Annotated in this window: 20 protein-coding genes and 5 tRNA genes; 24 read left to right on the forward strand and 1 reads right to left on the reverse strand. The window is 40.4% G+C overall.

Translation table 11 applies throughout. From position 1 onward, the window contains the following. Positions 1 to 46 precede the first annotated feature (46 nt). The 24 genes from HYU69_10925 to HYU69_11040 all read left to right on the forward strand — a co-directional run bounded on the left by HYU69_10925 (position 47) and on the right by HYU69_11040 (position 24,333). Entirely contained in the window at positions 47 to 946 is a 900-nt protein-coding gene (locus HYU69_10925) for a helix-hairpin-helix domain-containing protein (GenBank protein MBI2270851.1), read from the forward strand. 19 nt (positions 947 to 965) lie between these two features. Then, on the forward strand, positions 966 to 1,541 hold the full coding sequence (locus tag HYU69_10930) for an adenine phosphoribosyltransferase (protein MBI2270852.1): 576 nt from the start codon (positions 966 to 968) through the stop codon (positions 1,539 to 1,541). A 123-nt stretch (positions 1,542 to 1,664) separates the two neighbouring features. Next, positions 1,665 to 2,804, forward strand: a complete 1,140-nt coding sequence (locus tag HYU69_10935; GenBank protein MBI2270853.1) for an acyl-CoA dehydrogenase family protein — start codon at positions 1,665 to 1,667, stop codon at positions 2,802 to 2,804. Positions 2,805 to 2,937: 133 nt separating this feature from the next. Further along, on the forward strand, positions 2,938 to 3,558 hold the full coding sequence (locus tag HYU69_10940) for a hypothetical protein (protein MBI2270854.1): 621 nt from the start codon (positions 2,938 to 2,940) through the stop codon (positions 3,556 to 3,558). Between the two features lie 218 nt (positions 3,559 to 3,776). Next, positions 3,777 to 3,974, forward strand: a complete 198-nt coding sequence (locus tag HYU69_10945) for a 30S ribosomal protein S21 (protein MBI2270855.1) — start codon at positions 3,777 to 3,779, stop codon at positions 3,972 to 3,974. A gap of 107 nt (positions 3,975 to 4,081) precedes the next feature. Further along, positions 4,082 to 5,626, forward strand: a complete 1,545-nt coding sequence (locus HYU69_10950; GenBank protein MBI2270856.1) for a T9SS type A sorting domain-containing protein — start codon at positions 4,082 to 4,084, stop codon at positions 5,624 to 5,626. A 96-nt stretch (positions 5,627 to 5,722) separates the two neighbouring features. After that, on the forward strand, positions 5,723 to 6,616 hold the full coding sequence (locus tag HYU69_10955) for a tyrosine-type recombinase/integrase (protein MBI2270857.1): 894 nt from the start codon (positions 5,723 to 5,725) through the stop codon (positions 6,614 to 6,616). A 45-nt stretch (positions 6,617 to 6,661) separates the two neighbouring features. Further along, positions 6,662 to 6,961 (forward strand): ribosome-associated translation inhibitor RaiA, encoded by a 300-nt coding sequence (gene raiA / locus HYU69_10960; protein MBI2270858.1) that lies wholly within the window; start codon positions 6,662 to 6,664, stop codon positions 6,959 to 6,961. Positions 6,962 to 7,122: 161 nt separating this feature from the next. Next, a tRNA-Thr gene (locus HYU69_10965) sits at positions 7,123 to 7,196 on the forward strand. A gap of 27 nt (positions 7,197 to 7,223) precedes the next feature. Continuing rightward, a tRNA-Tyr gene (locus tag HYU69_10970) sits at positions 7,224 to 7,306 on the forward strand. Between the two features lie 28 nt (positions 7,307 to 7,334). Beyond that, positions 7,335 to 7,407, forward strand: a tRNA-Gly gene (locus HYU69_10975). 64 nt (positions 7,408 to 7,471) lie between these two features. Next, positions 7,472 to 7,543 (forward strand) — tRNA-Thr (locus tag HYU69_10980). 152 nt (positions 7,544 to 7,695) lie between these two features. After that, entirely contained in the window at positions 7,696 to 8,886 is a 1,191-nt protein-coding gene (gene tuf, locus HYU69_10985) for an elongation factor Tu (protein ID MBI2270859.1), read from the forward strand. A 142-nt stretch (positions 8,887 to 9,028) separates the two neighbouring features. After that, a tRNA-Trp gene (locus HYU69_10990) sits at positions 9,029 to 9,100 on the forward strand. Between the two features lie 141 nt (positions 9,101 to 9,241). After that, the gene (gene secE, locus HYU69_10995; GenBank protein ID MBI2270860.1) at positions 9,242 to 9,433 is read left to right on the forward strand and encodes a preprotein translocase subunit SecE; all 192 of its coding nucleotides are present in this window, start codon (positions 9,242 to 9,244) and stop codon (positions 9,431 to 9,433) included. 16 nt (positions 9,434 to 9,449) lie between these two features. Next, positions 9,450 to 10,019, forward strand: a complete 570-nt coding sequence (gene nusG / locus HYU69_11000; protein MBI2270861.1) for a transcription termination/antitermination factor NusG — start codon at positions 9,450 to 9,452, stop codon at positions 10,017 to 10,019. Between the two features lie 143 nt (positions 10,020 to 10,162). Continuing rightward, entirely contained in the window at positions 10,163 to 10,600 is a 438-nt protein-coding gene (gene rplK / locus HYU69_11005; GenBank protein ID MBI2270862.1) for a 50S ribosomal protein L11, read from the forward strand. A gap of 74 nt (positions 10,601 to 10,674) precedes the next feature. Next, positions 10,675 to 11,373 (forward strand): 50S ribosomal protein L1, encoded by a 699-nt coding sequence (locus HYU69_11010; GenBank protein MBI2270863.1) that lies wholly within the window; start codon positions 10,675 to 10,677, stop codon positions 11,371 to 11,373. Positions 11,374 to 11,413: 40 nt separating this feature from the next. Beyond that, positions 11,414 to 11,956, forward strand: a complete 543-nt coding sequence (locus HYU69_11015; protein ID MBI2270864.1) for a 50S ribosomal protein L10 — start codon at positions 11,414 to 11,416, stop codon at positions 11,954 to 11,956. Positions 11,957 to 12,016: 60 nt separating this feature from the next. Continuing rightward, positions 12,017 to 12,385 carry a 50S ribosomal protein L7/L12 gene (rplL, locus tag HYU69_11020; protein MBI2270865.1) on the forward strand — a complete coding sequence of 123 codons (369 nt, stop codon included), beginning with the start codon at positions 12,017 to 12,019 and terminating at the stop codon, positions 12,383 to 12,385. A 160-nt stretch (positions 12,386 to 12,545) separates the two neighbouring features. Beyond that, positions 12,546 to 16,352, forward strand: coding sequence for a DNA-directed RNA polymerase subunit beta (rpoB, locus tag HYU69_11025; protein ID MBI2270866.1), 3,807 nt, complete (start codon positions 12,546 to 12,548; stop codon positions 16,350 to 16,352). Between the two features lie 73 nt (positions 16,353 to 16,425). After that, complete coding sequence (gene rpoC, locus HYU69_11030; GenBank protein ID MBI2270867.1) at positions 16,426 to 20,727, forward strand: DNA-directed RNA polymerase subunit beta'; 4,302 nt, start codon at positions 16,426 to 16,428, stop codon at positions 20,725 to 20,727. A 219-nt stretch (positions 20,728 to 20,946) separates the two neighbouring features. After that, positions 20,947 to 23,973: a gliding motility-associated C-terminal domain-containing protein gene (locus tag HYU69_11035; protein MBI2270868.1), complete on the forward strand. Its 3,027-nt coding sequence runs from the start codon at positions 20,947 to 20,949 to the stop codon at positions 23,971 to 23,973. Positions 23,974 to 24,018: 45 nt separating this feature from the next. Continuing rightward, positions 24,019 to 24,333, forward strand: a complete 315-nt coding sequence (locus HYU69_11040) for a DUF3467 domain-containing protein (GenBank protein ID MBI2270869.1) — start codon at positions 24,019 to 24,021, stop codon at positions 24,331 to 24,333. Positions 24,334 to 24,351: 18 nt separating this feature from the next. Here the strand turns inward: HYU69_11040 and HYU69_11045 are convergent, their stop codons facing one another. Further along, positions 24,352 to 25,227 carry a fatty acid desaturase family protein gene (locus HYU69_11045; protein ID MBI2270870.1) on the reverse strand — a complete coding sequence of 292 codons (876 nt, stop codon included), beginning with the start codon at positions 25,225 to 25,227 and terminating at the stop codon, positions 24,352 to 24,354. Between the last annotated feature and the right edge of the window lie 259 nt (positions 25,228 to 25,486).

Genomic DNA, 25,486 nt, shown 5'->3' on the forward strand with positions numbered 1-25,486 from the left:
TTTCTCCGGCGTCTCCTGAGCGGAGTCGAAGGAGGAGGGGTGGGGCATGAAAAATTTCCTCAGACAATATTTCACCTTCAATAACCGTGAGCGAAACGGCATCATTGTCCTTTTATCCATTATCGTTTTGCTTATCGTTTCAATTCAATTAGTTCCATTTCTGGTAAAACCTCCTCCGATAGATTTTAATTACGTGCAAGGACAAATTAAACAATTGCAGAATGTTCATGCGGGTGACACCTCAGAGCCTCAACTTGCGCTCTCATCTCTGGAAATGGATGGTGCTGTCGTTTCCGAAAAGAAAGAACAACTGTTTAATTTTAACCCTAACACTGTAACTCCGGATGAGTTAAAGCAATTGGGTTTCTCATCCCGACTTATTCATACAATACTCAACTACCGGAATAAAGGCGGTCATTTTTACAAAAAGGAAGATCTGAAAAAAATATATGGTTTAAAGGAAAACCTCTATCAAAAACTTGAATTGTACATCATTTTAGATAGCGCAAAACAAACTTCTCCTCTGCTGGTGGAGAGGAGCCCGGGAGGTGAAGCGGAATTAAATACGGCCGACTCAATATCTCTTGTAAAACTCAGAGGCGTTGGTCCGTCATTTGCCCATCGCATAATAAGTTATCGGAAAAAGCTGGGTGGTTTTTACAAAATGGAACAGTTGAGAGAAGTATATGGTTTGGATTCATCCATGTATGCTCTCGTTTCACAGCAGTTGGAACTCAATCCCCAACAGTTAGCCAGGATAAACATCAATACGGCAAATGTTGATCAGTTAAAGAAGCATCCTTATATTAAATCCAACATCGCAAACCTTATTGTTAATTACCGTGATCAACACGAGGCCTATGAAAATGTTGACGATATTAAAAAGCTACGTTTGGTAACCGATGAACTTTATCTTAAACTTGCACCTTATTTAACAACAAAGTAAATTGCCCTCACACAAAAAAATTTACCGCTGTCCTTCTCCATTTGGAGAAAGTGCCGGAAAGGCGGATGAGGTACAATCACAACTTAAATCAGTTATCCGCGATGTTCGCGATTTCCCAAAGCCGGGAATATTATTCAGAGATATAACACCGGTTTTTCAAAACGTACAACTCTGCAATTCTATCGTTGATGAATTTATTGTACGTCTCAATGGTCAGAAAATTGATGCGGTTGTTGGCGTTGAAAGTCGTGGTTTTTTGTTTGGAATTATGCTGGCTAACCGGTTGAATATTCCATTGGTTCTTGTCCGGAAAAAGGGAAAATTGCCATATAAGTCGGTCAGCTATGAATACAATCTGGAGTATGGAACAGCCGAAATGGAACTGCAGGTTGATGATATTAAGTCCGGCTGGAATGTTTTGATACACGATGATGTTCTTGCAACAGGTGGAACTGCAGATGCCACCGCCCGTTTGATTAAAAGTCAAAAAGGCAATGTAATGGGTTTCGCTTTTCTTTTGGAATTAAAATTTTTAAACGGACAGCAAATGATAAACCAACATTCACGAAATATTATTAGTTTAGTGGAGTATTAACAGAGAGGTCATTCGTTCATTGGGCAATAGTCATTAGGTAACAATGACCAATTAATCAATCAACAATGACCAATAAACGAATGACCAATGACAACTGACCCTTTAACACAAGAATCGGCCTCGATTGATTTCAGTCAGAACGAAAATCAGCGTATGATAGCTGATATGATTCGCAAATTTGGAGAAGAACATATCAAACCAAAGCTGATGGAGTGGGATGAAGCGCAGATCTTTCCTGTTGAAGTATTCAAAAAGTTAGGAGAATTGGGGTTGATGGGAGTACTTGTACCCACAGAGTATGGCGGGTCGGGTTTTACTTATACCGAGTACGTAACTGCAATAGTAGAGTTGTCAAAAATATGCGGTTCTATTGGCTTGTCAATGGCGGCGCACAATTCGCTTTGTACCGGACATATCTTATCATGTGCGAGCGAAGAACAAAAAAGAAAATATTTACCAAAGCTTGCCACCGCCGAGTGGATCGGGGCATGGGGCCTTACCGAAGTAGGTACCGGTTCTGATTCAGGTAATATGTCAACCACAGCGGTTAAGGATGGCGATCATTATGTTCTCAATGGCTCTAAAAATTTTATCACACATGGCAAGTCCTGTAATGTAGCTGTTGTAATTGCAAGAACCGGCGAAAAAGGAGATTCTCACGGAATGACCGCTTTCATTATCGAAAAGGGTACAGCAGGCTTCTCCTCTGGCCGTAAAGAAAATAAATTAGGCATGCGTGCTTCTGAAACTACGGAGTTAATTTTTCAAAATTGCAGGGTACATAAAAGCCAGGTTATAGGTGAAGTTGGGGATGGTTTTATTCAATCCATGAAAGTGTTGGATGGCGGGCGCATCTCTATCGCGTCATTATCTGTTGGTATTGCAAAGGGAGCATTTGAGGCCGCAGTGAAATATTCCAAAGAGCGTGAACAATTTGGTAAACCCATTTCAGAGTTTCAGGCCATCGCTTTCAAGCTTGCCGATATGGCTACACAAATTGAAGCTGCTGAGTTGCTCACTTACCGGGCTGCAGACCTTAAGAATAGACATAAAAAGGTGAGTAAGGAAAGCGCTTTTGCGAAATATTATGCATCAGAAGTAGCAGTAAAAGTATCGACCGAAGCGGTTCAGATATTCGGTGGTTACGGTTACACCAAAGATTTTCCGGTCGAAAAATATTACCGTGATTCAAAGCTTTGTACCATAGGCGAAGGAACCTCTGAGATCCAAAAACTCGTTATTTCAAGAGAAATATTAAAATAATAGGAAATTTTATTCCTGTTAAAACACTTTAAGTTTCTTCTTCTTAAAATATAATTCAATTACTATCGTTTGGACAATAAATCAATCCAATAAGATAATGCCCGGATAATTACTTTTCTCCAACAATTGTCATTTGAAACGGGTGTTTTTTATCTTTTTAGTTCCATATTCTGTTTTTGCTCAATACAATGGTGAAAAGCATTGGGATATTCTGTATGGTTTAAGTAAAAGTTTTGCAAGCCCTGAGTTTAAAGCGTATAATCTAAGATTTGTTTCCCCACCGTTTAAAATAGAAACTGGAAGCGAATATTGGACTGATGAGGAAGAAAAGAATCCGGAGAAATTTAAGAAATACCGTTTTATGTTTGAGTTAATGTATGCATCATCTTATGCCGATTCGTTTCAAGTTTATCCTAAACCCGCGGCACTATACCATTTTAAGGATGTAAAACAATATTTTTTTTCAGGAAATATTTTGTACGCAATAGTAAACTATAAAAGATTAAGAATGGAGTTATCATGTGGATTGCAGATGTTTTTTTTAATAAATCCGGATTTTGGTTTAATTAACTTTCGAAGATTTTATAATTATAATGTGGGGTTATTCACTCAGCTTGAGTTTGAAATAATTTCCCCGTTTATTGATATTGGATTGAATGGCATCTGCACTTTTGGAGCCAAATGCTCATTTGAACCAATTTATTCAAGGACTCATAGAAAGTACAAGCTTCACCTAAAAAAAGGTATAAAGTAAAGATAGATTTTTCTAATAAGAGTTGTAATTCCCAAATCCCCACCATTTTTTGCATCGCTTAAAAGTATTTGCCGATTTAATGGTTAAAATCGGCCCTTTTTGTAGCATTTTTTCGTATTGAATTCAATAACCCGAATAATAATTCCTGAATTCTTTCCCCTTTTTACTTTTTTTAATATATTTGCAGCCCTATTAATAAAACATAAGAAGAAAACAATATGCTAATAGTACAAGTAAAAGAAGGCGAATCGATTGAAAAAGCCCTGAAAAAATTCAAGAAAAAATTTGAAAAAACAGGTGTTGTAAAAGAATTACGTGAACGTCAAAAATTCACCAAACCTTCTGTTGTAAGGCGCGAAGAGATCATCCACGCACGATACAAGCAAAAACTGCAAGCCGGCGAAGACGCTGAGTAATTTGCGATAATTATATTTTATTAAGTAGCAATCGAAAAATCGGTTGCTATTTTTATTTCCTATGGGTCGGGACATTTTTCATTATGGTAGATTAATTAATTAACACATTGAAAAAAACAACTACTTTTTTTACTTTTCTAATTACAATCGCTGCTTTCGGTCAGACGACTTTTCAAAGCCGGTTTGGAAGAGGATCAAGTTATTACCCGGCTGTAATACTCACGCATGATGGCAATTTTCTTATTGCCGGCGGCAGTCTTAATCACCAGAATGGTACTGTATATGCAACTTTAAAAAAAATAGATACTAAAGGAGATGTATTGTGGTCAAATACTTATGTTGATTATTACCATGCAACTTCGCTCGAGCAAATAAATGACTCAGAGTATATTTTTGCATGTCATGGATTTTCAAGTGGAGCGTCTTTTATGAAAGTTGATTCTGTAGGTTATCCTATAAATTATAAAACATATTATAATATTCAGGATTATTTTACTCAGGAGGCTATATGTAGTAAGCCGACAGCTGACGGTGGGTTTGTAGTTGCCGGCAATTCGCAGCATTTTACATCTTTAAACACCAAACCATACTTAATCAAAACTAACTCATATGGTGATACTTTATGGTCACGTGCGTATGGTGGAGCAAGCTATGATTATTTTGGCGCACTTGAAGTAACCAGTGATGGTAGTTATGTTATTACCGGATGGACGGCAAATTTTGGAGGCGGGGGTGGGGTATATCTTACCAAAATTGATTCTTTGGGAGATGTAATCTGGAGTAAGGTTTATGGAGGGCCATCAATGGATAGAGGATTCTCAATCCATCAAAATTTCGACAAAGGTTATATAATAGGTGGATTTACTGATAATTATGGCGCCGGCGATTCAGATGCTTTTTTGCTCAGGACAGATTCGATGGGTCAGGTAATTTGGGCTAAAGCTTATGGAAATTCCGGATACGATAAAGTTAATTCCGTTTGTCAAACTTCTGATAGTGGATTTGTTTTTACCGGAGTCATATCTGATGATGATCATAACTGGAATGCATATCTTGTTAAAGTTAATTCAATGGGTGATACTATTTGGACAAAGTCTTATGGCGGTAAAAACACTGCTTTGCCAATTGGAACATGCGTCCGACAAACAAATGACCTAGGATATATAATTGCAGGACCTGCCCAAGACTCGATTGGGGGAATATATATTATAAAAACTGATTCTAAAGGCAATTCAAGTTGCGGTGATCACCCAATCCCAACCATTGTAACAACTGCACCTATTTCTGCGCGTAACACATTTCCTTCTGCTTTGGGGCTTCCTTCAGGAACATTTGGAACTTACCCTTCTAATATTCTTACAAAAGATACTGCTATAACAATCTGTTATGTGTCAGGTATAAGCGAAGGCAGGGATTCGGATGCCATTGTCATTTTCCCAAATCCCACATCCGACATCATTAATATTTCTGTGCATAAAAATATATTTAATGGTACAATGAATGTTTTTAATGATATCGGAGAGAAAGTTTATTCACAAGCTTTCAACGGGAGAAAGGAATTAATAAATTATAAACTCAAACAAGGAATTTATTTTATGCAATTAACAAATGGTAATGAAACATGGACTCAAAAAATTATAATAGTCCAATAGCTCCCCAAAAATAAAGCCCAATCTTTGCGGAAATCCCATAGGGTGACCACAACATTTTTCCCTTAACTTCGTTATCACTACTATCTTTGCAGAACGATGACCATTCTTCAATTAAAAGATAATTTCCTCGAATACCTCCAATTCGAAAAGCGGCTTTCCGGACATACGGTAACGTCATACAATACTGACCTGGATCAATTTATTGCCTATTTAATTGAAAATTATAAGATCGAAACAATTGATGGGGTTAACCACTTGCTTATCCGCTCGTGGGTGGTGAGCCAGATGGAGCAAAAAATTTCTGCGCGCACAATAAATCATAAAATTACAGCATTAAAAACATTCTATAAGTATCTGCTGCGCCAGGGGGTAGTGACCGAAAATCCAATGCCTAAGATACAAACACCTAAAATAGCCAAACGGTTAACGGTGTTTGTAGAAAAGGATAATATGGATAAACTGCTCGACAATGTTGATTTTGGTGATGATTTCGCGGGCATTCGCAATCAGCTTATGATCGAGCTTTTTTATGCAACAGGCATTCGTTTGGCTGAGTTGGTTGGCTTAAAGCAACAAAATGTGGATATGTATAATTGCACCATAAAAGTGCTGGGTAAGCGAAACAAGGAACGTGTAATTCCTTTTGCCGATTCGTTAAAGCCTAGGATCAAAAAATACCTGGCTCAGAAAGCTAAAATCAATAATATTAATGAAGAGCACTTTTTTGTTACCGAAAAAGGCAACAAATTATATGAAAAGTTAGTATACAGGGTTGTAAATAATTACCTTAGTATGGTAACAACAATCGAAAAAAGAAGTCCGCATGTATTACGTCACACATTTGCCACACACATGTTAAACAACGGAGCCGATCTGAATGCCATTAAAGAATTACTCGGTCACTCCAGTCTTGCTGCGACACAGGTGTATACGCACAATACAGTCGAAAAGCTGAAGGCGGTTCACAAGCAGGCTCATCCTAAAGCATAACAAAAGAATAATAAACAAAGTATTAACCTCCAAAACTTCCCGGTTATGAACATCAAGATCCAGTCAATCCATTTCGACGCCGATACCAGGCTCCTCGAATTTGTACAAGAAAAAGTAAATAAATTAGGTCGTTATTATGATGGAATTATTGGAGGGGAGGTATTCCTTAAACTTGATAAATCCAGCACTACAGAAAATAAGGTTGCAGAAATCAAGATCCAGCTACGCGGAAACGATCTTTTTGTAAAGAAACAGTGTAAAACCTTCGAAGAAGCGGTGGATACGAGTATTGTGGCCCTTACTAACCAGGTTAAAAAATACAAGGAAAAAGTGAAGGGCTTGTAGAAAAATACCACTTATATCAAATTTTGTTCCAATCCAGTTCTTTTTTGTAAAAAAAGCTGATTTTATTTTGTAGGTTACTAATAGTTTTATAGATTTGCAGTCCTTTTAAAAAAGGGCTGCTTTTTTATTGTATATAAGTTCTTTAAAATGCTTGAATACAGGCCGATGTAGCTCAGTTGGCCAGAGCAGCTGATTTGTAATCAGCTGGTCGGGGGTTCGAATCCCTCCATCGGCTCTGTTTATGCTAATTCCGGTTGATTTTGGGGAGATAGCCAAGTGGCCAAAGGCAACAGACTGTAAATCTGTCCTCTTCGGAGTTCATAGGTTCGAATCCTATTCTCCCCACGTTCTTAACGCGTGGAACTTGAATTAAGCGGAAGTAGCTCATTTGGTAGAGCATCAGCCTTCCAAGCTGAGGGTGGCCGGTTCGAGCCCGGTCTTCCGCTCACACTGGGTTTAAGGTTGCTGGTTTCAGGTTTTACCTGGAGCCTGGATCAAAGAACCGGAAAAGCTGTTGTAGCTCAGTGGTAGAGCACTTCCTTGGTAAGGAAGAGGTCGTGAGTTCAATCCTCATCAACAGCTCAAAAGCTGTCTGGGGGCCGCCCGAATAAAACCGAGTCAATAACTCAAGCATTAGATGATGATTCATCAGTTTGGTAAAAAGTAGCAGGAAATAAAAAGTAAATTTTGTAAGAAAATAAAACCAGTATAAACACCTTAAATAATCAATTGATATGGCAACTAAAGAAAAATTCGATCGTTCCAAACCACACGTAAACATTGGAACCATAGGTCACGTAGACCATGGTAAAACCACTTTGACCGCAGCAATTACTACGGTTCTTGCCGGCAAAGGGTTGGCTCAGATAAGAGACTTCTCTTCGATCGACAACGCCCCTGAAGAAAAAGCAAGAGGTATTACTATTAATACTTCGCACGTTGAATATGCGACTGAGAAACGTCACTATGCTCACGTTGATTGTCCTGGTCACGCTGACTATGTAAAGAACATGGTTACAGGTGCTGCTCAGATGGACGGTGCTATATTGGTTGTTGCTGCAACTGACGGACCAATGCCTCAAACACGCGAACATATCCTTTTGGCACGCCAGGTTGGTGTACCTAAAGTTGTTGTGTTCCTCAATAAGGTTGACGCGGTTGATGATCCTGAAATGGTTATGCTCGTTAGAGAAGAAGTGAAAGACCTGCTTAAGTTTTATGGATACGATAACGATGATAAACTGATCATAGAAGGTTCTGCTCTTGGAGCATTGAATAATGATCCAAAGTGGACAAAAAGTATTATGGATCTTATGGATGCAGTTGATAATTTCATTCCGATTCCGGTACGTGAAATTGACAAACCTTTCCTTATGCCTGTGGAAGACGTTTTTTCGATCACTGGTCGTGGAACTGTTGCTACCGGGCGTATTGAAACAGGTAAGATCCTTGTAGGTGATGAAGTTGAGATCCTTGGTATGCAAGAAGCAAAATTGAAATCAACTATAACCGGTGTTGAGATGTTCCGTAAGTTATTAGATAGTGGTGAAGCGGGTGATAACGTTGGTTTGCTTCTTCGTGGTGTTGATAAAGAACAAATATGGAGAGGTATGGTAATTGCTAAGCCTGGTTCTATCACTCCTCACACTGAATTCAAAGCTGAGATTTATGTTTTAAAGAAAGAAGAAGGAGGTCGTCACACACCTTTCCATAATAAATATCGTCCTCAGTTCTATTTACGCACAACTGACGTGACTGGTGAAATCGATCTGCCAACAGGCCGTGAAATGGTTATGCCTGGCGATAACGTAACGATCACAGTTAAATTAATCGTTCCGGTTGCTATGGATAAAGGTCTGCGTTTTGCTATCCGTGAAGGTGGCAGAACAGTTGGTGCAGGACAGGTAATTGAGATCATAAAGTAATTCAATAAAAGAGTTAACAGAAGATAAAGGTGTCCTGATATTTCAGGACACCTTTGCTGCCCTCTAAAGGGAAAGAAAATTCCGTAATAAGCACGCGTGCAGAGGGTTTAAGAATTGAAAAATGGAGGAATTGGGGCCAAAGACGGGCATAGTTCAATGGCTAGAATAGCGGTCTCCAAAACCGTTGATCTTGGTTCGAGTCCAGGTGCCCGTGCAAGGAGAATAAAAAGGCCGCAATTTTTTGCGGGGGGGATTAAAGGGAAATAGAATAGTCCCGCTCAAAGCGGGATTGATCTTGGTTCGAGTCCAGGTGCCCGTGCAAAGAAAGAGAAGTTAAGAAACAAAATAAAGAATAATGAGCAGGATCAAGACATATTTTGAAGAAACAACAAGCGAACTTTTAACAAAAGTTTCTTGGCCAACCTGGAGTGAATTGCAGGGAAGTGCTATTGTTGTTATGGTTGCTTCGTTGATCATCGCGTTGTTGATCTTTGCGATGGATACAGTTTTTAATAAGCTGATGGAAGCTTTCTATCAAATGTTTTAATTTAAAATAAAAACAAATGAGCCAGAATGTACAAGTAAAAGAAGGTAGCTCTGTGAAGAAATGGTATGTTGTCCGCGCTATCAGCGGCAAAGAGAAGAAGGTGAAGGAGTATATCGAGAATGAAATAAATCGTCTTGGCTTAAAAGATTTTGTTTCGCAGGTTTTGATACCAACCGAAAAGGTTTATCAGATCCGTGCCGGAAAAAAAGTGAGTAAAGAGAGAAGTTTTTTTCCCGGTTACGTGCTTATTGAAGCAGCGTTAGTAGGAGAAGTGCCGCATATTTTGAAAAACATATCAGGTGTGATAGGCTTTTTAGGTGATAAAGCCGGTAACGCTACACCACTTCGTTTATCTGAAGTGAATCGTATTTTAGGTAAGGTAGATGAATTGGCTGAAAGTGAAGCACAGATCACTAACCCGTTTGTTGTTGGAGAAGCTGTTAAAGTAATTAACGGTCCGTTCAACAGCTTTACAGGAACTATTGAAGAAATTAATGAAGAAAAGAAAACCCTTAAAGTAATGGTAAAAATATTCGGACGTAACACTCCGCTTGAACTGGGTTTCCTTGAAGTTGAAAGAGCATAACCGGTTTATTGTTTTTTGTTAAAAGTTTTTGCGCTTCCAGCCAAAACTTTTAACCTGCCTGCGGGCCGAACTGCCCCTTCGGCAGGCAGGCCTGAAACTGATGAGTAAAGTAGTAGATAAATAGAATTTTAAACTAATAAAACATGGCAAAAGAAGTAAGTGCATTCGTAAAATTACAGATCAAAGGTGGTGCTGCGAATCCGGCTCCTCCGATCGGTCCGGCTCTTGGTGCTAAAGGTGTTAACATCATGGAGTTCTGTAAGCAGTTCAATGGAAGAACCCAGGACCAGGCGGGTAAAGTACTTCCTGTTATTATTACCGTATACAATGATAAATCATTTGATTTCATCATAAAACGTCCGCCTGTGGCAGCCCAGATCATGGATGCTATCAAGATCAAAGGAGGCTCTGCTGAATCGAACAGGAAAAAAGTGGGTACCATTAACTGGGACCAGATAAAAAAGATCGCTGAAGATAAAATGCCTGATATGAATTGTTTTACCGTTGAATCAGCTATGAGCATGATCGCAGGTACAGCGCGCAGTATGGGTGTAAATGTAAGCGGTAATAAACCGTTCTGATATTTAGTATTTTAACTGATGGAGGCATTGAGCAGAAATGTATCGTGCCGTTCGTACATCGCAAAACCAATAAAATGGCAAAATTAACCAAGAAGAGAAAAGCGGCGCTGGCCAAGTTTGATCAGACAAAGGCCTACAGTATTACTGAAGCTGCTAAAATTGTAAAAGAGATCACAAACACAAAATTTGATTCTACAGTTGACATCAGTATCCGCCTAGGAGTTGATCCTAAAAAGGCAAACCAAATGGTACGTGGTATCGTTACGCTTCCGCACGGTACCGGTAAAGCAGTTCGTGTATTGGCATTAGTTACACCCGATAAAGAGGCTGAAGCTAAAGCTGCAGGAGCTGACCATGTTGGTCTTGACGAGTATATCGAAAAGATCAAGGGTGGATGGACAGATGTTGATGTAATCGTTACCATGCCGAGTGTAATGGGTAAAGTGGGTGCGTTGGGCCGTGTATTAGGTCCACGTGGTTTAATGCCTAACCCTAAAACAGGTACAGTTACCATGGAGATCGGTAAAGCTGTGACTGACGCTAAAGGCGGTAAGATTGATTTCAAAGTTGATAAGCAAAGCCATATTCATTCGGCTTTCGCTAAAACATCTTTCGATAGTCAGAAAATTGCAGATAATGCCAATGAATTGTTACAGGCAATTATCAAATTAAAACCTTCGTCAGCGAAAGGCGCTTATTTGAGGAGTGTGTTCATGTCAAGCACCATGAGCCCAAGCATCCAGATAGATACTAAAACGCTGGCCGGAGTATAATCAGAATTAAATCTCCGGGATTCCGGATAAACCAAGTATCATGAACAAAGAAGAAAAAACAAAGGCGATAGAAGAGTTGTTCGGTCAATTGGCCGCCACAACGCATTTCTATCTGACCGACATATCAACCTTAAGCTCCGAGAAGACCAGTAAGTTAAGAAGGCTGTTTTTTAAGCAGAACGTCACGATGCAGGTCGTGAAAAATTCATTGCTTAAAAAAGCAATTGAAAAAAGTACCGGTCGTGATTACAAAGATCTGATGGGCGCTCCGTTGAAAGGTTCTACTGCGGTATTATTCAGTGAATCCGGAAGCGCACCTGCCAAGATCCTTAAGGAATTCCGTAAAACAAGCGACCGACCTTTATTAAAGGCGGCCTATGTTGAATCGGCAATTTATTTAGGGGATGCCCAGATCGATATTCTTGCCGCTATTAAGAGCAAGAATGAATTGATCGGAGATATCATCGGCTTATTGCAATCTCCTGCCCGAAATGTTATTTCGGCGCTTACAAACCCGGCCAGGAAAATGGAAGGTGGTACCGATGCAGCAGCAGGTAATGCTGAAGCAGCACCGGCAGCTTAAATTGTAATTAAATAATTAAAATTTTTTATAAACCAGTAATTAATTAAAAACCTCAATAAAATGGCAGACGTAAAAGCGATAGCTGACCAATTAGTTAGCTTAACAGTAAAAGAAGTTCAGGAATTAGCGAAAGTGCTAAAAGATGAGCATGGTATTGAACCCGCAGCTGCAGTAGCAGTAGCAGGCGGCGGAGGTGGTGCAGCAGCAACAGAAGCTAAAACATCATTTGACGTAATTCTTAAAAGTGCCGGCGCTCAGAAACTTGGTGTTGTAAAGATCGTTAAAGAACTTACAGGACTTGGCTTGAAAGAGTCTAAAGACCTGGTAGACGGAGCTCCAAAACCTATCAAGGAAGGTGTTTCTAAAGAAGATGCTGAGAACATGAGAAAACAATTAGCTGACGCGGGAGCAGAAGTTGAAGTTAAGTAAACTCATTCTACAATATATTGATAGTGATCTGTGTCCGGACAGGACGCGGATCATATATCATATAGCCCACTTTTATAGTGGGCTTTAGTTGTTTTGAAATTTTTTTAAACCAGTCTGCTCGTGTTGCATTTATGCACGGCAGGCGTAATACTCGATCGCCTTGGCTCAGAACAAAAAAAATCAGAGAATAAATTTCTCCAAAAGTAAAAATCAGGTTGAGTATCCTGATTTCCTTGATATACAATTGCAGTCGTTCAAGGACTTCTTTCAGTTAGAAACTACCAGCGAAAACCGTAAGGACGAAGGGTTGTTTAAGGTATTCAGTGAGAATTTTCCTATTTCCGATGCCCGTAACAATTTCGTACTTGAGTTTTTGGACTACTTCGTAGATCCTCCGCGTTACTCAATCGATGAGTGTATCGAACGCGGATTGACTCACAGCGTTCCGCTTAAAGCGAAACTTAAGCTGTATTGTACAGATGCCGAACACGAGGATTTTGAAACTGTTGTTCAGGATGTATATCTGGGAACAATTCCATATATGACCCCAAAAGGTACGTTCGTTATCAATGGTGCTGAACGGGTTGTTGTATCCCAATTACATCGTTCACCAGGTGTTTTCTTTGGTCAAAGCCGTCACGCTAACGGAACCAAACTGTATTCTGCGCGTATCATACCTTTTAAAGGATCGTGGATAGAGTTTGCTACAGATATCAACAGTGTGATGTATGCTTACATCGATCGTAAGAAAAAATTACCAGTAACTACTCTTTTAAGAGCGATCGGGTTTGAAAGTGATAAACAGATCCTTGAAATATTTGGTCTTGCTGATGAATTAAAAGTAAGTAAGGCTGCCTTGTTAAAAGTTGTTGGACGTAAATTGGCAGCACGTGTTTTAAAGACATGGGTGGAAGATTTCGTGGATGAAGATACCGGTGAAGTTGTATCTATTGAGCGTAACGAGGTGCTGATCGATCGTGAAACTGTTCTCGAAGAATCTCACATTGATATGATCGTTGATGCGAATGTTAAAGCGGTTATACTCCACAAGGAAGACGTTAACTCGGCTGATTACGCCATCATTTACAATACGCTCCAAAAAGACACATCTAATTCGGAAAAGGAAGCGGTTGAACACATTTACCGTCAGTTGCGTAATGCTGAACCACCCGATGAAGAAACAGCGCGTGGTATCATTGATAAATTATTCTTCTCCGATAAGCGTTACGATCTTGGAGAAGTTGGCCGTTATAGAATAAATAAAAAATTAGGTACGAATATCGACCCTGAGAAAAAAGTATTGACTAAGGAAGATATTATCGCCATCATTAAATACCTGATCGAGCTGATCAACGCGAAAGCGGATGTGGATGATATTGACCACTTGAGTAACAGGCGTGTGCGTACAGTTGGAGAACAATTGTATTCACAGTTTGGTGTAGGATTGGCACGTATGGCACGCACTATCCGTGAACGCATGAACGTTCGCGATAATGAGGTGTTCACGCCGATTGACCTGATCAACGCGAAGACATTATCTTCAGTTATCAATTCGTTCTTCGGAACAAACCAGCTCTCCCAGTTCATGGATCAAACCAATCCGCTGGCAGAGATCACACATAAAAGGAGGCTATCTGCCCTTGGCCCCGGAGGTCTGTCGCGCGAGCGTGCAGGCTTTGAGGTTCGTGACGTTCACTATACGCACTACGGTCGTTTGTGTACCATCGAAACACCTGAAGGTCCGAATATCGGTTTGATTTCTTCGTTGTGTGTATACGCTAAGATCAATAAATTGGGCTTCATCGAAACACCTTATCGCAGAGTGGCGAAAGGAAAAGTTGACCTGAACAACCTGGTTTATTTAACCGCTGAAGAAGAAGATCAGAAAACGATCGCTCAATCTAAAACAGTAACTGACGAGAAAGGAAACTTTACTGAAGCTAAGGTTGTTGCCCGTTACGAAGGCGACTATCCTGTTGTAGAGCCTGAAAAGATCGAGTTGATGGACATTGCTCCAAACCAGATTTCTTCGATTGCGGCATCATTAATTCCATTTCTTGAGCATGACGATGCTAACCGTGCCCTGATGGGTTCGAACATGCAACGCCAGGCTGTACCATTGTTGAGGCCTGAAGCCCCGATCGTGGGAACAGGTCTTGAAGGCCTTGTTGCACGTGATTCACGTGTGCTTATCAATGCCGAAGGCAATGGTGTTGTTGAGTATGTGGATGCCAATGAAATTGTGATCCGTTACAACAGAAGCGACGCTGAAAAACTAGTAAGCTTTGACGATGATGTAAAACGTTATAACCTTATCAAATTCCGTAAAACCAATCAGAACACATGTATCAACCTTAAGCCAATTGTAAAAAAGGGCGAGAAGGTAACTTTCGGACAGGTGCTTTGTGAAGGTTATGCAACACAAAATGGTGAGATAGCGCTTGGGCGTAATTTAAAAGTTGCGTTCATGCCCTGGAAAGGTTACAACTTTGAGGATGCCATTGTTATCAATGAGAAAATTGTGCAGGATGACGTATTTACATCGTTACATATTGATGAATATGTACTTGAAGTACGTGATACAAAACGCGGCCTGGAAGAACTTACTGCGGATATCCCGAATGTAAGTGAAGAAGCTACCAAGGATCTTGATGAGAACGGATTGATCCGTGTTGGTGCTGAAGTAAAAGAAGGTGACATATTGATCGGTAAGATCACTCCAAAGGGTGAAACTGATCCGTCGCCTGAAGAAAAACTTTTACGTGCTATTTTCGGTGATAAGGCAGGTGATGTAAAAGATGCATCTTTGAAAGTTCCGCCATCTATTCGCGGTGTTGTTACAGACAAGAAATTATTCTCCCGTATCATCAAAGACAAGAAAACAAAGGCGGATGAGAAGACAATCCTTGAAAAGATAGATAAAGAGTATAATCATGCGAATGCCGAGTTGAAGGATAAACTGGTTCAGAAGCTGAGTTCAATTGTAAATGGTAAAACCTCGCAGGGTGTTACCAATACATTGAAGGAGGACCTGATCTCTAAGGGAACCAAGTTTACTCAAAAAGCATTGGAGAAAATAGATTATGTTACAATTAATCCAACGCATTGGACTACCGATAAGGATACCAATAAGCAAATTGAGCGGTTGCTGCATAACTACAGCATTAAGTATAATGATCTGTTAGGCGCATTTAAACGCAGGAAGTTCAATCTGACTGTTGGTGATGAATTACCTGCAGGTATCGTACAATTAGCTAAAGTTTATATTGCCAAAAAGCGTAAACTGAAAGTTGGTGATAAAATGGCGGGCCGTCACGGTAACAAAGGTATTGTTGCACGTATTGTTCGTGCAGAGGATATGCCATTCCTTGCAGATGGAACTCCTGTTGACATTGTGTTGAATCCGCTTGGTGTACCATCGCGTATGAATCTTGGACAGATCTATGAAACTGTTCTTGGATGGGCCGGACAGAAATTGGATATGAAATTTTCAACACCAATTTTTGACGGAGCTACATTGGATGAGATTAATAAGTATACAGATGAAGCAGGTCTCCCGCGTTATGGTAAAACTTATCTGCATGATGGCGGAACCGGTGAGCGTTTCGATCAACCTGCAACTGTAGGTATTATCTACATGCTTAAATTAGGTCACATGGTGGATGATAAAATGCACGCGCGTTCTATCGGTCCGTATTCACTTATTACGCAGCAACCATTGGGTGGTAAAGCCCAGTTTGGTGGTCAGCGTTTTGGTGAGATGGAAGTTTGGGCCCTTGAAGCGTTTGGCGCTGCCAACATTCTGCAGGAGATACTTACGATCAAATCCGATGACGTTGTGGGTAGGGCAAAAGCTTACGAAGCAATTGTTAAAGGCGAGCCGATGCCCACACCGGGTATTCCTGAGTCATTCAATGTATTATTACATGAGTTACGCGGCTTAGGTCTGAACATCACTATGGATTAATAATTATATATGAATAACATCACGCCGAAAGGCGTGATGTACATTATTTTAACATTCTAAAAAATCACGATAAATGGCCTTTAAAAAAGACATCAAACTAAAAAGTAATTTCTCGAAAATTACAATTAGTCTTGCATCGCCTGAGCTCATTCTTGAGCGGTCAAGCGGAGAAGTGGTAAAGCCGGAAACAATTAACTACAGAACCTATAAGCCTGAAATGGGTGGTTTGTTCTGTGAGCGTATTTTTGGTCCGGTAAAAGATTGGGAATGTGCATGCGGTAAATACAAACGTATCCGTTATAAGGGTATAGTGTGCGACCGTTGCGGTGTTGAAGTAACTGAAAAGAAGGTGCGCAGGGAACGTATGGGACATATTAACCTGGTTGTACCTGTTGCCCATATCTGGTATTTCCGTTCATTGCCTAATAAAATCGGGTACCTGCTCGGTTTGCCAACCAAGAAATTGGACATGATCATTTACTATGAAAGGTATGTGGTTATTAATGCAGGTGTAGCTAAGAATGCAGCCGGAGAAGCATTGAACTATCTTGATTACCTGACCGAAGAAGAGTATCTGAATATTTTAGAAACACTTCCGAAGGATAATCAACACCTGGATGACAGCGATCCGAATAAGTTTATCGCGAAGATGGGGGCAGATGCTTTGCAAATGTTATTGAGCCGTATAAAGCTTGATGAATTATCATACACACTTCGCCATAAAGCGAATACTGAAACTTCACAGCAGCGTAAGAACGAAGCGTTAAAGCGTTTGCAGGTAGTTGAAGCTTTCCGTTCTGCGAATAAACATATTAAGAATAATCCTGAATGGATGATCGTGAAAATTGTTCCGGTTATTCCTCCTGAGTTGCGTCCTCTTGTACCTCTTGATGGCGGTCGTTTTGCGACATCCGATCTGAATGATTTATACAGACGCGTAATTATCCGAAATAACCGTTTAAAACGTTTGATCGAGATCAAAGCTCCCGATGTTATTTTACGTAACGAAAAACGTATGTTACAGGAGTCTGTTGACTCATTATTCGATAACTCACGTAAAGCTAACGCGGTTAAAACAGAAGCTAACCGTGCGTTAAAATCACTTTCCGATAGTTTGAAAGGTAAACAAGGTCGTTTCCGTCAGAACTTATTGGGTAAACGTGTTGACTACTCTGCGCGTTCGGTAATTGTTGTAGGTCCTGAGTTGAAGCTGCATGAGTGTGGTTTACCAAAGGATATGGCAGCTGAATTATTCAAGCCATTTATCATCCGTAAGATGATAGAAAGAGGTATTGTAAAAACAGTTAAGTCAGCTAAGAAAATTGTTGATCGTAAAGACCCGGTTGTTTGGGATATTTTAGAGAACGTTTTAAAAGGACATCCTGTTCTGTTGAACCGTGCCCCCACACTTCACCGTTTAGGTATACAGGCTTTCCAGCCAAAATTGATCGAGGGTAAAGCGATACAGCTGCACCCGTTGGTGTGTACAGCATTCAACGCCGACTTTGACGGTGACCAGATGGCGGTTCACGTGCCACTTGGTAATGCTGCTATTCTGGAAGCTAAACTATTGATGCTTGCATCGCATAACATTCTGAACCCTTCGAATGGTGCGCCTATCGCGGTACCTTCGCAGGACATGGTACTTGGTCTGTATTATATGACCAAACCAAGAAAAGATACCAAGGAATTCGCAGTTAAAGGCGAAGGCAAAATATTTTATTCGCCTGAAGAGGTGATCATTGCCTTTAACGAAAAGCGCGTTGACCTTCATGCCATTATTAAAGTAAGAACAAACACTGTTGAGAATGGCGAGTATGTAACTAAAATAATTGAAACGACTGTTGGTCGTGTGATCTTTAACCAGGTTGTTCCGAGAGAAGTTGGTTATATTAATGAACTTCTTACCAAGAAATCATTACGTGATATTATCGGTGTCATTATGAAGAAAACTGACATGGTGAAGACCGCTAAATTCCTTGATGATATCAAGCATTTAGGATTTTCATTCGCGTTCAGGGGAGGTTTGTCATTTAACCTGGGTGATGTAATTGTACCCGATGATAAAGAAAAACTTATTGATGGCGCGAAGTCGGAAGTTGATGAAGTAATGAATAACTATAACATGGGTTTCATTACAAACAACGAGCGTTACAACCAGATCATTGATATCTGGACGCATACCAACTCAAAAATTACCAAAAAGGTAATGGATGAGTTGACAAACAATCGTCAGGGCTTTAACCCTGTATACATGATGCTTGACTCAGGTGCGAGGGGTTCGAAAGAACAGATCCGTCAGCTGAGCGGTATGCGTGGTCTGATGGCTAAGCCACAGAAATCAGGTGCTACAGGAGGAGAGATCATTGAGAATCCGATCATCTCTAATTTTAAAGAAGGGTTGTCAATTCACGAGTACTTCATTTCAACTCACGGTGCACGTAAAGGTTTGGCCGATACAGCTCTTAAAACAGCCGATGCTGGTTACCTGACCCGTAGGTTGGTTGACGTTGCACAGGATGTTATTATTACTGATGAAGATTGCGGTACATTAAGAGGACTTATTGCAACTGCATTGAAGAAAAATGATGATGTGGTTGAATCATTATACGACAGGATATTGGGTCGTACCACTGTTCATGATGTATTTAACCCGATAACGGGTGAACTGCTTGCTAAATCAGGAGAAGAAGTAACAGAAGAGATCGCTCAGAAGATCGCTGATTCGCCTGTTGAAGCTGTTGAGATCCGTTCGGTGTTGACCTGTGAGAATCGTATCGGTGTTTGCGGAAAATGTTATGGACGTAACCTCGCGAATGGCCGCATGGTTCAGAAGGGTGAGGCTGTTGGTGTAATTGCAGCTCAATCTATCGGTGAGCCGGGTACACAGCTTACACTGCGTACGTTCCACGTTGGTGGTACGGCATCCAACATCGCGGCTTCATCAAAAATCGAAGCTAAATACGATGGTATAGTTGATATTGAAGAATTAAAAATTGTTGAGCGTAAGAACCAGGATGGTGAAAAAGTTAACGTTGTTATTGGCCGTTCAGCTGAAATGAGGATCACAGATCCGAATACAATGAGCACACTCACAACCACTCATATTCCTTATGGAGCTCAGTTGTATGTGAAGAACAACGCTAAAGTAAAGAAGGGTACATTGATCTGCGATTGGGATCCGTATAACGCGGTGATCATCTCTGAGTTCGGTGGAAAGATCGAATTTGAGAATATTGATGAAGGTTATACTTATCGCGAAGAGGTTGACGAACAAACCGGGTTTAAAGAGAAGGTTATTGTTGACAGCCGTGATAAAACCAAGAATCCGGCGATCAAGATCATAGTTAAAAAGGAAATAGTTAAAACATATAACATTCCTGTTGGCGCTCACGTAATTGTGAACCAGGGCGATGACATACATGCCGGTCAGATTCTCGTTAAGATACCTCGTTCAGCCGGTAAGCTGGGTGATATCACAGGTGGTCTGCCGCGTGTAACGGAATTGTTTGAAGCGCGTAATCCGAGCAGCCCTGCTGTAGTTTCTGAAATTGATGGTGTTGTATCATTCGGAAAGATAAAGCGCGGTAACCGTGAGGTAATCATTGAATCAAGAACAGGTGAGCAGCACAGGTATCTAGTTCCGCTCTCAAAACATATCCTTGTTCAGGAGAATGACTTTATTAAGGCGGGTTATCCGCTGTCGGACGGAGCAATTACTCCTTCTGATATTCTGTCGATCAAAGGTCCGACTGCAGTGCAGGAGTATCTTGTGAATGAGATTCAGGAGGTGTATCGTTTGCAGGGTGTGAAGATCAACGACAAGCATTTTGAAACAATTGTCCGTCAGATGATGCGTAAAGTTGAGATTGATGATGCCGGAGATACAATTTTCCTTGAAAAGCAATTGATCAGGAAGCTTGATTTTATGGAGGAGAACGACCGTTTGCATGGTAAACTGGTTGTAACTGAAGGCGGCGATTCTGAAACGTTAAAACCGGGAATGATTATCACTCCGCGTAAGTTGAGAGATGAAAATTCTGTGTTGAAGCGCCAGGATAAGAAGCTGGTTGAAGCACGCGAAGCGATCACTGCTACATCTACACAGATATTGCAGGGTATTACACGAGCTTCGTTGCAAACAAACAGCTTTATGAGTGCCGCGTCGTTCCAGGAAACAACAAAAGTGCTGAATGAAGCTGCCGTAGGCGGTAAGATAGATGACCTGAGCGGATTGAAGGAAAATGTGATCGTTGGTCATTTGATCCCTGCCGGTACCGGCTTAAGAGAATATGAACGCATGATCGTTGGTTCGAGAGAGGAATACGAAAAGCTAATGGCTTCAAAACAGGAGGTCATCGAGCAAGAAGCTTAAAAATCAACGAGTTATAGTTTTGAATATGAAAAAAGGAGTTGCCGGCAGGTAACTCCTTTTTCATTTTAAAACTTTATATTTACTGACCTCAAAAAACAGGTTTTTGAATTTTGGACGGGTAATATTTGCTCCTTTTTTAACTTGTTTGACGGTTAGGGCTTTTTTACTTTTATCGGTAGTATGCCGGAATATATAATTCGATAACAGAAAATAAAAAACATGGATAAAATACGAGTTGTTTTATTGGCCATTATCTTCCCTATGGTTGTAATGGCACATTCATCGTCGCTTTTGTACGAAGAAAACAAAGGTCAATGGGATAAACAGGTTTTATTTAAGCTGGGGCTTAAAAACATCGACCTGTATTTTGAGAAAAATTCCATAACCTTTCAAATGTACGACTTCCACGAATTGTTAAGCAACGATCATCCTAAAAGCAGGGCCAGGATAATAGCTGAAAGATCGACCGCTTATTACCATAGCTATAAAGTGGAATTTATGAATGCGAATAATAATGTGGACCATAAAGGACTTCATGCCGCAGAAACATACCACAATTATTATATAGGAAATGATCCTCAGAAATGGGCTTCAGGCGTGAAGTTGTTTGAAGAAATTAATTACACCAATTTATACAATGGGATCGATCTTAAAATGTACAGCAATGATATGCAACCCAAATATGATTTTATAGTTAAACACGGAGCTGATATCTCAAAAATAGCAATGAAATACACCGGTGCAGACCGTCTTCAATTAAGAGAAGATAATCTGATCATTACCACGTCACTTGGTTTGATCACTGAACAAAAGCCATATGCTTATCAATACATTAATGGAAAGAAAGTTGAAGTGTTGTGTAAATATGTTCTTAAAAACTCGATCGTAACATTTGATCTCCCGAATGGTTACGATAAAAATTATGAACTGACCATCGATCCTGTTTTGATAGGATCAACCTACTCAGGTTCTACTGCTGATAATTGGGGCTTTACAGCGACATATGATAATTCCAGTAATATGTATTCGGGAGGGATCGTGACAAACACAAGATCGGGGCCGGGCTCCGCTGCCGGAACTTTTCCGATTACTGTTGGCGCGTTTCAAACTACTTTCGGAGGAGGAGGAACTGGTGGAAGTTATCCCTGGCCCTGGGACATAGCCATTGTAAAATACAACACTACGGGCTCAGCGCAACTTTATTCTACTTACCTGGGCGGGTCGGAGAATGAATATCCGCATAGTATGGTTGTAAATAATAGTGATGAATTGTATGTTTTTGGTAAAACATATTCTACAAATTTTCCTGTCAGTTCAACCGCATACGATAAAACTCTGAGTGGTAAAGCGGATATAATTGTAACGAAATTTAATTCAGCCGGAACAGCCTTACTTGGCTCTACCTACATTGGGGGTACTGACGATGATGGAGTGAATTTTGATGCTGATGAATTAATATTCGGCAATTTGAAATTCAATTACGGGGATGATGCCCGTGGAGAAATTATTGTTGATAAGACCGGCGATTGTTACGTTGCTTCCTGTACAAAATCGCTTAACTTTCCAGTAACTGCCGGAGCATATAAAACAACGTATGCAGGCGGAGGTCAGGATGGCTGTGTATTTAAACTAAACAGTGGCCTTACCGCACTTACCTGGAGTACATTTTTAGGGGGTACTGCCGATGACGCGGTATTTGGATTGACTCTTGATAATGCTAACAATGTATATGTTGCAGGTGGTACAATGAGTTCTGATTTCCCAGTAACCTCAGGGGTTTTAAACACTACCTATAAGGGCAGCATTGATGGCTTCGTTAGTATCGTTAAGAATAACGGAACGGCCCTGATGGCATCAACTTATATTGGAACAAGCAGCTATGACCAATGTTATTTTGTTCAAAGCGATAAAAAGGACAATGTATACGTGTATGGTCAGACAAAAGGGGTTTATACAGTTACAGCAGGTGTTTATTCAAGTACAAAAGGAGGGTTGTTTATTCATAAGATCAATAGCGCGTTAACTATGACCGCATTTTCTACTATCATTGGCGATGCTATAAATACTTCTCCAAATATATCGCCGTCGGCATTTTTGGTTGATAATTGTGAGAACGTATACATTGCGGGGTGGGGAGGGAAGTGTAGTACAGGAATTGGTGGTGGACAGGGAAATACAACGGGTCTTCCTGTTACTTCAGATGCTTACCAGTCATCAACTGATGGTTGTGATTTTTACCTGATGTCGCTTTCGAAAAATGCAGCTACTTTAATTTATGCAACCTTTTTTGGTGCGGGTGGCAACCGGAATGAACATGTTGACGGGGGCACCAGTCGTTTTGACAAAAGGGGAGTGGTTTATCAATCGGTTTGTGCAAGTTGCGGGGGTACTTCAACTTTTCCTACAACTGCAACGGCTTGGTCAAAAACTAACAAATCGGGTAATTGCAATAACGCCGTATTTAAAATAGATTTTCAAACCCCCAATGTTGTGGCAATAGCTTCAACAACAGGTGTTGTAGGCTGCGCCCCTTTAACGTATACATTTATTAACGGCAGCGCGAATGCGTCAAGTTATGAATGGGATTTTGGTGATGGTTCACCGATCGATTACAGTACTGCACCCAGTCATCAATTTGTAAATGGCGGAACATATACAGTTAAAATTATTGCGAAAAATCCTTTGAGTTGTAATGGCGTTGATAGCGCCACTGTGCAGGTTACAGTAACGCCAGGGCCGGTTGTTGACCTGGGAGTTGATTATGATATGACCTGTAATGCATTGAAAGATATTACGCTTGATGCTAAAAATGCCGGAAGTACTTATTTGTGGAATACAGGGGCAACAACACAATCTATACAGCCTCCTGATTCGGGTAAATATTGGGTAACAGCAACATCAACAACAACGGGCTGTTCGTCGGTTGACACGATCAACCTGGTTGGCCCTCCGATGCCGGAAGGAGCCAGGCCTTATATTATTCCAAACATATTCACGCCGAACGGAGATAGTAAAAATGACACGTTTGTAATATCGGCTAAAGGACAGGTTTCGGAGTTTAATATTAAAATATATAACCGCTGGGGGCTATTGGTGTTTGAATCGAACGATATTAATAATTCATGGAGCGGTAAGATCGGTAGTAGTGATGCGTCGGATGGAACGTATTACTATTTGCTGAACTTTAACAGTTCGTGTATCAAGTCGCCATACTCGGATAGAGGATTTATTACTTTGCTCCGCTAGTTTTTCAGGCTTGCAATTTTTATTTTAAAATTAAAATTATTTTATATGTCAGACCAACAAAATAACCAGAATCAGCTTAATATTGAATTGAGCGAAGAGATCGCGGAGGGGAATTATTCCAACCTTGCTATAATTACACATTCGAATTCGGAGTTTGTTATTGATTTTATAAAGGTTATGCCGGGTGTGCCTAAGGCAAAAGTGAAATCGAGAATTCTGTTAACTCCCCAGCATGCCAAGCGCCTAATGAAGGCATTGAAGGAAAATGTGGCGAAATATGAGTCGGTTCACGGCCCAGTAAAAGACGTTGAGCCTATGGCCATTCCATTGAACTTTGGCGGACCTACAGCGCAGGCGTAAAATTGCGGTCTGGGATTCTCAAGCACCTTTAATTCTCCCGGAACCCAGAAATGAGTGTACCCGGAATGAACGAAACAATTCCCCAACGGAAACGATAGACTTTCCCTTTTCCATATTCCGCACTTTATCCAAATTGTAAAATGGGACTGATGGGAACAGGTGATGTTCATAATGATACCAGACATTATGCGGGGCAAAAATTAATTTCTGCCACCAGACAGCATGCACTCTGTTGGTTTCAGTCGTGCCCTGATGTTCGAACCATACCCGTAACCGGAATACTGCCCAATAAGAAGTAAAAACAGAAGCAAACCATAATATGAGCGGTATATATTGCTCAAAATAGAACAAGGTTACAATCATAACCAACCACCATGTTACGGGTCCGATAATATCTATTTTCCCTACTGATTTGATCGATCTGCTTATTTTGAAAAGTTCCCTGTAACTTATACCAAACAGGTCCTTTATTAAGTGGGTAATGTGTTTCGAATTTTTGGCAGGTAATTCCCATTGCGGCCTGCTCAATCGTTTAAGTATTAATTCCGGATCTTCCGGCGTGCCCACTTTTTTATGATGCGCAAAATGAAATTTCCGGTACCCGTTTATTCCAATACCTAAGGGCCAAAAAACAAATACGGAAGCCATAATATCATTTAACTGCCTGTTCTCGCAAGCTGCATAATGGGCGCCATCGTGACCCATTATGGCCAAAGCGTGCTGTCTGCTTCCAATGATGAAAACAGATAATATGTATACAACAGGGTGATTCAATTTAATGGCTGCAATCATTAGGGAGATAATTATTGCCCAATCCAATATAGTATTGAAAAGCCACCTGCTGATCTTGGGCTTTGAAAGCTCACTAATGTTTATTTTATGAGTGCCTTTCATTTTTATTTAGAAACATGTTAATTGTCAGGTAATTATAGAGATATTTACTGGACTTTCAAAGAGACTTTGGGCTGTATTTATAAACTATAACCCAACCCATGGCCCCTGGCGGGGTTCAAATCCAGGGCCACCGCATGAATAATAATTGAGGGACAAACAGTTAGCTGTTAATAATAATGGCGGATTGAGTTGAAAAGGGAATGAAAAAAGTTTGTTGTTTGATTTTAAAAATCAAACAATGGACTTTGAATTACACTTT

The organism is Bacteroidota bacterium (assembly GCA_016183775.1).
Classification (GTDB): Bacteria; Bacteroidota; Bacteroidia; order JABDFU01; family JABDFU01; genus JABDFU01.

What these genes read in the sequence shown, in the direction of transcription:
- nusG (MBI2270861.1), top strand. Translation starts at nt 9,450, where the DNA reads ATGAGCCAGAATGTACAAGTAAAAGAAGGTAGCTCTGTGAAGAAATGG.
- tuf (MBI2270859.1), top strand. Translation starts at nt 7,696, where the DNA reads ATGGCAACTAAAGAAAAATTCGATCGTTCCAAACCACACGTAAACATT.
- HYU69_11035 (MBI2270868.1), top strand. Translation starts at nt 20,947, where the DNA reads ATGGATAAAATACGAGTTGTTTTATTGGCCATTATCTTCCCTATGGTT.
- raiA (MBI2270858.1), top strand. Translation starts at nt 6,662, where the DNA reads ATGAACATCAAGATCCAGTCAATCCATTTCGACGCCGATACCAGGCTC.
- rplL (MBI2270865.1), top strand. Translation starts at nt 12,017, where the DNA reads ATGGCAGACGTAAAAGCGATAGCTGACCAATTAGTTAGCTTAACAGTA.
- HYU69_10925 (MBI2270851.1), top strand. Translation starts at nt 47, where the DNA reads ATGAAAAATTTCCTCAGACAATATTTCACCTTCAATAACCGTGAGCGA.
- HYU69_10955 (MBI2270857.1), top strand. Translation starts at nt 5,723, where the DNA reads ATGACCATTCTTCAATTAAAAGATAATTTCCTCGAATACCTCCAATTC.
- HYU69_10945 (MBI2270855.1), top strand. Translation starts at nt 3,777, where the DNA reads ATGCTAATAGTACAAGTAAAAGAAGGCGAATCGATTGAAAAAGCCCTG.
- rplK (MBI2270862.1), top strand. Translation starts at nt 10,163, where the DNA reads ATGGCAAAAGAAGTAAGTGCATTCGTAAAATTACAGATCAAAGGTGGT.
- HYU69_11010 (MBI2270863.1), top strand. Translation starts at nt 10,675, where the DNA reads ATGGCAAAATTAACCAAGAAGAGAAAAGCGGCGCTGGCCAAGTTTGAT.
- HYU69_11045 (MBI2270870.1), bottom strand. Translation starts at nt 25,227, where the DNA reads ATGAAAGGCACTCATAAAATAAACATTAGTGAGCTTTCAAAGCCCAAG.
- rpoC (MBI2270867.1), top strand. Translation starts at nt 16,426, where the DNA reads ATGGCCTTTAAAAAAGACATCAAACTAAAAAGTAATTTCTCGAAAATT.
- HYU69_11040 (MBI2270869.1), top strand. Translation starts at nt 24,019, where the DNA reads ATGTCAGACCAACAAAATAACCAGAATCAGCTTAATATTGAATTGAGC.
- HYU69_11015 (MBI2270864.1), top strand. Translation starts at nt 11,414, where the DNA reads ATGAACAAAGAAGAAAAAACAAAGGCGATAGAAGAGTTGTTCGGTCAA.
- secE (MBI2270860.1), top strand. Translation starts at nt 9,242, where the DNA reads ATGAGCAGGATCAAGACATATTTTGAAGAAACAACAAGCGAACTTTTA.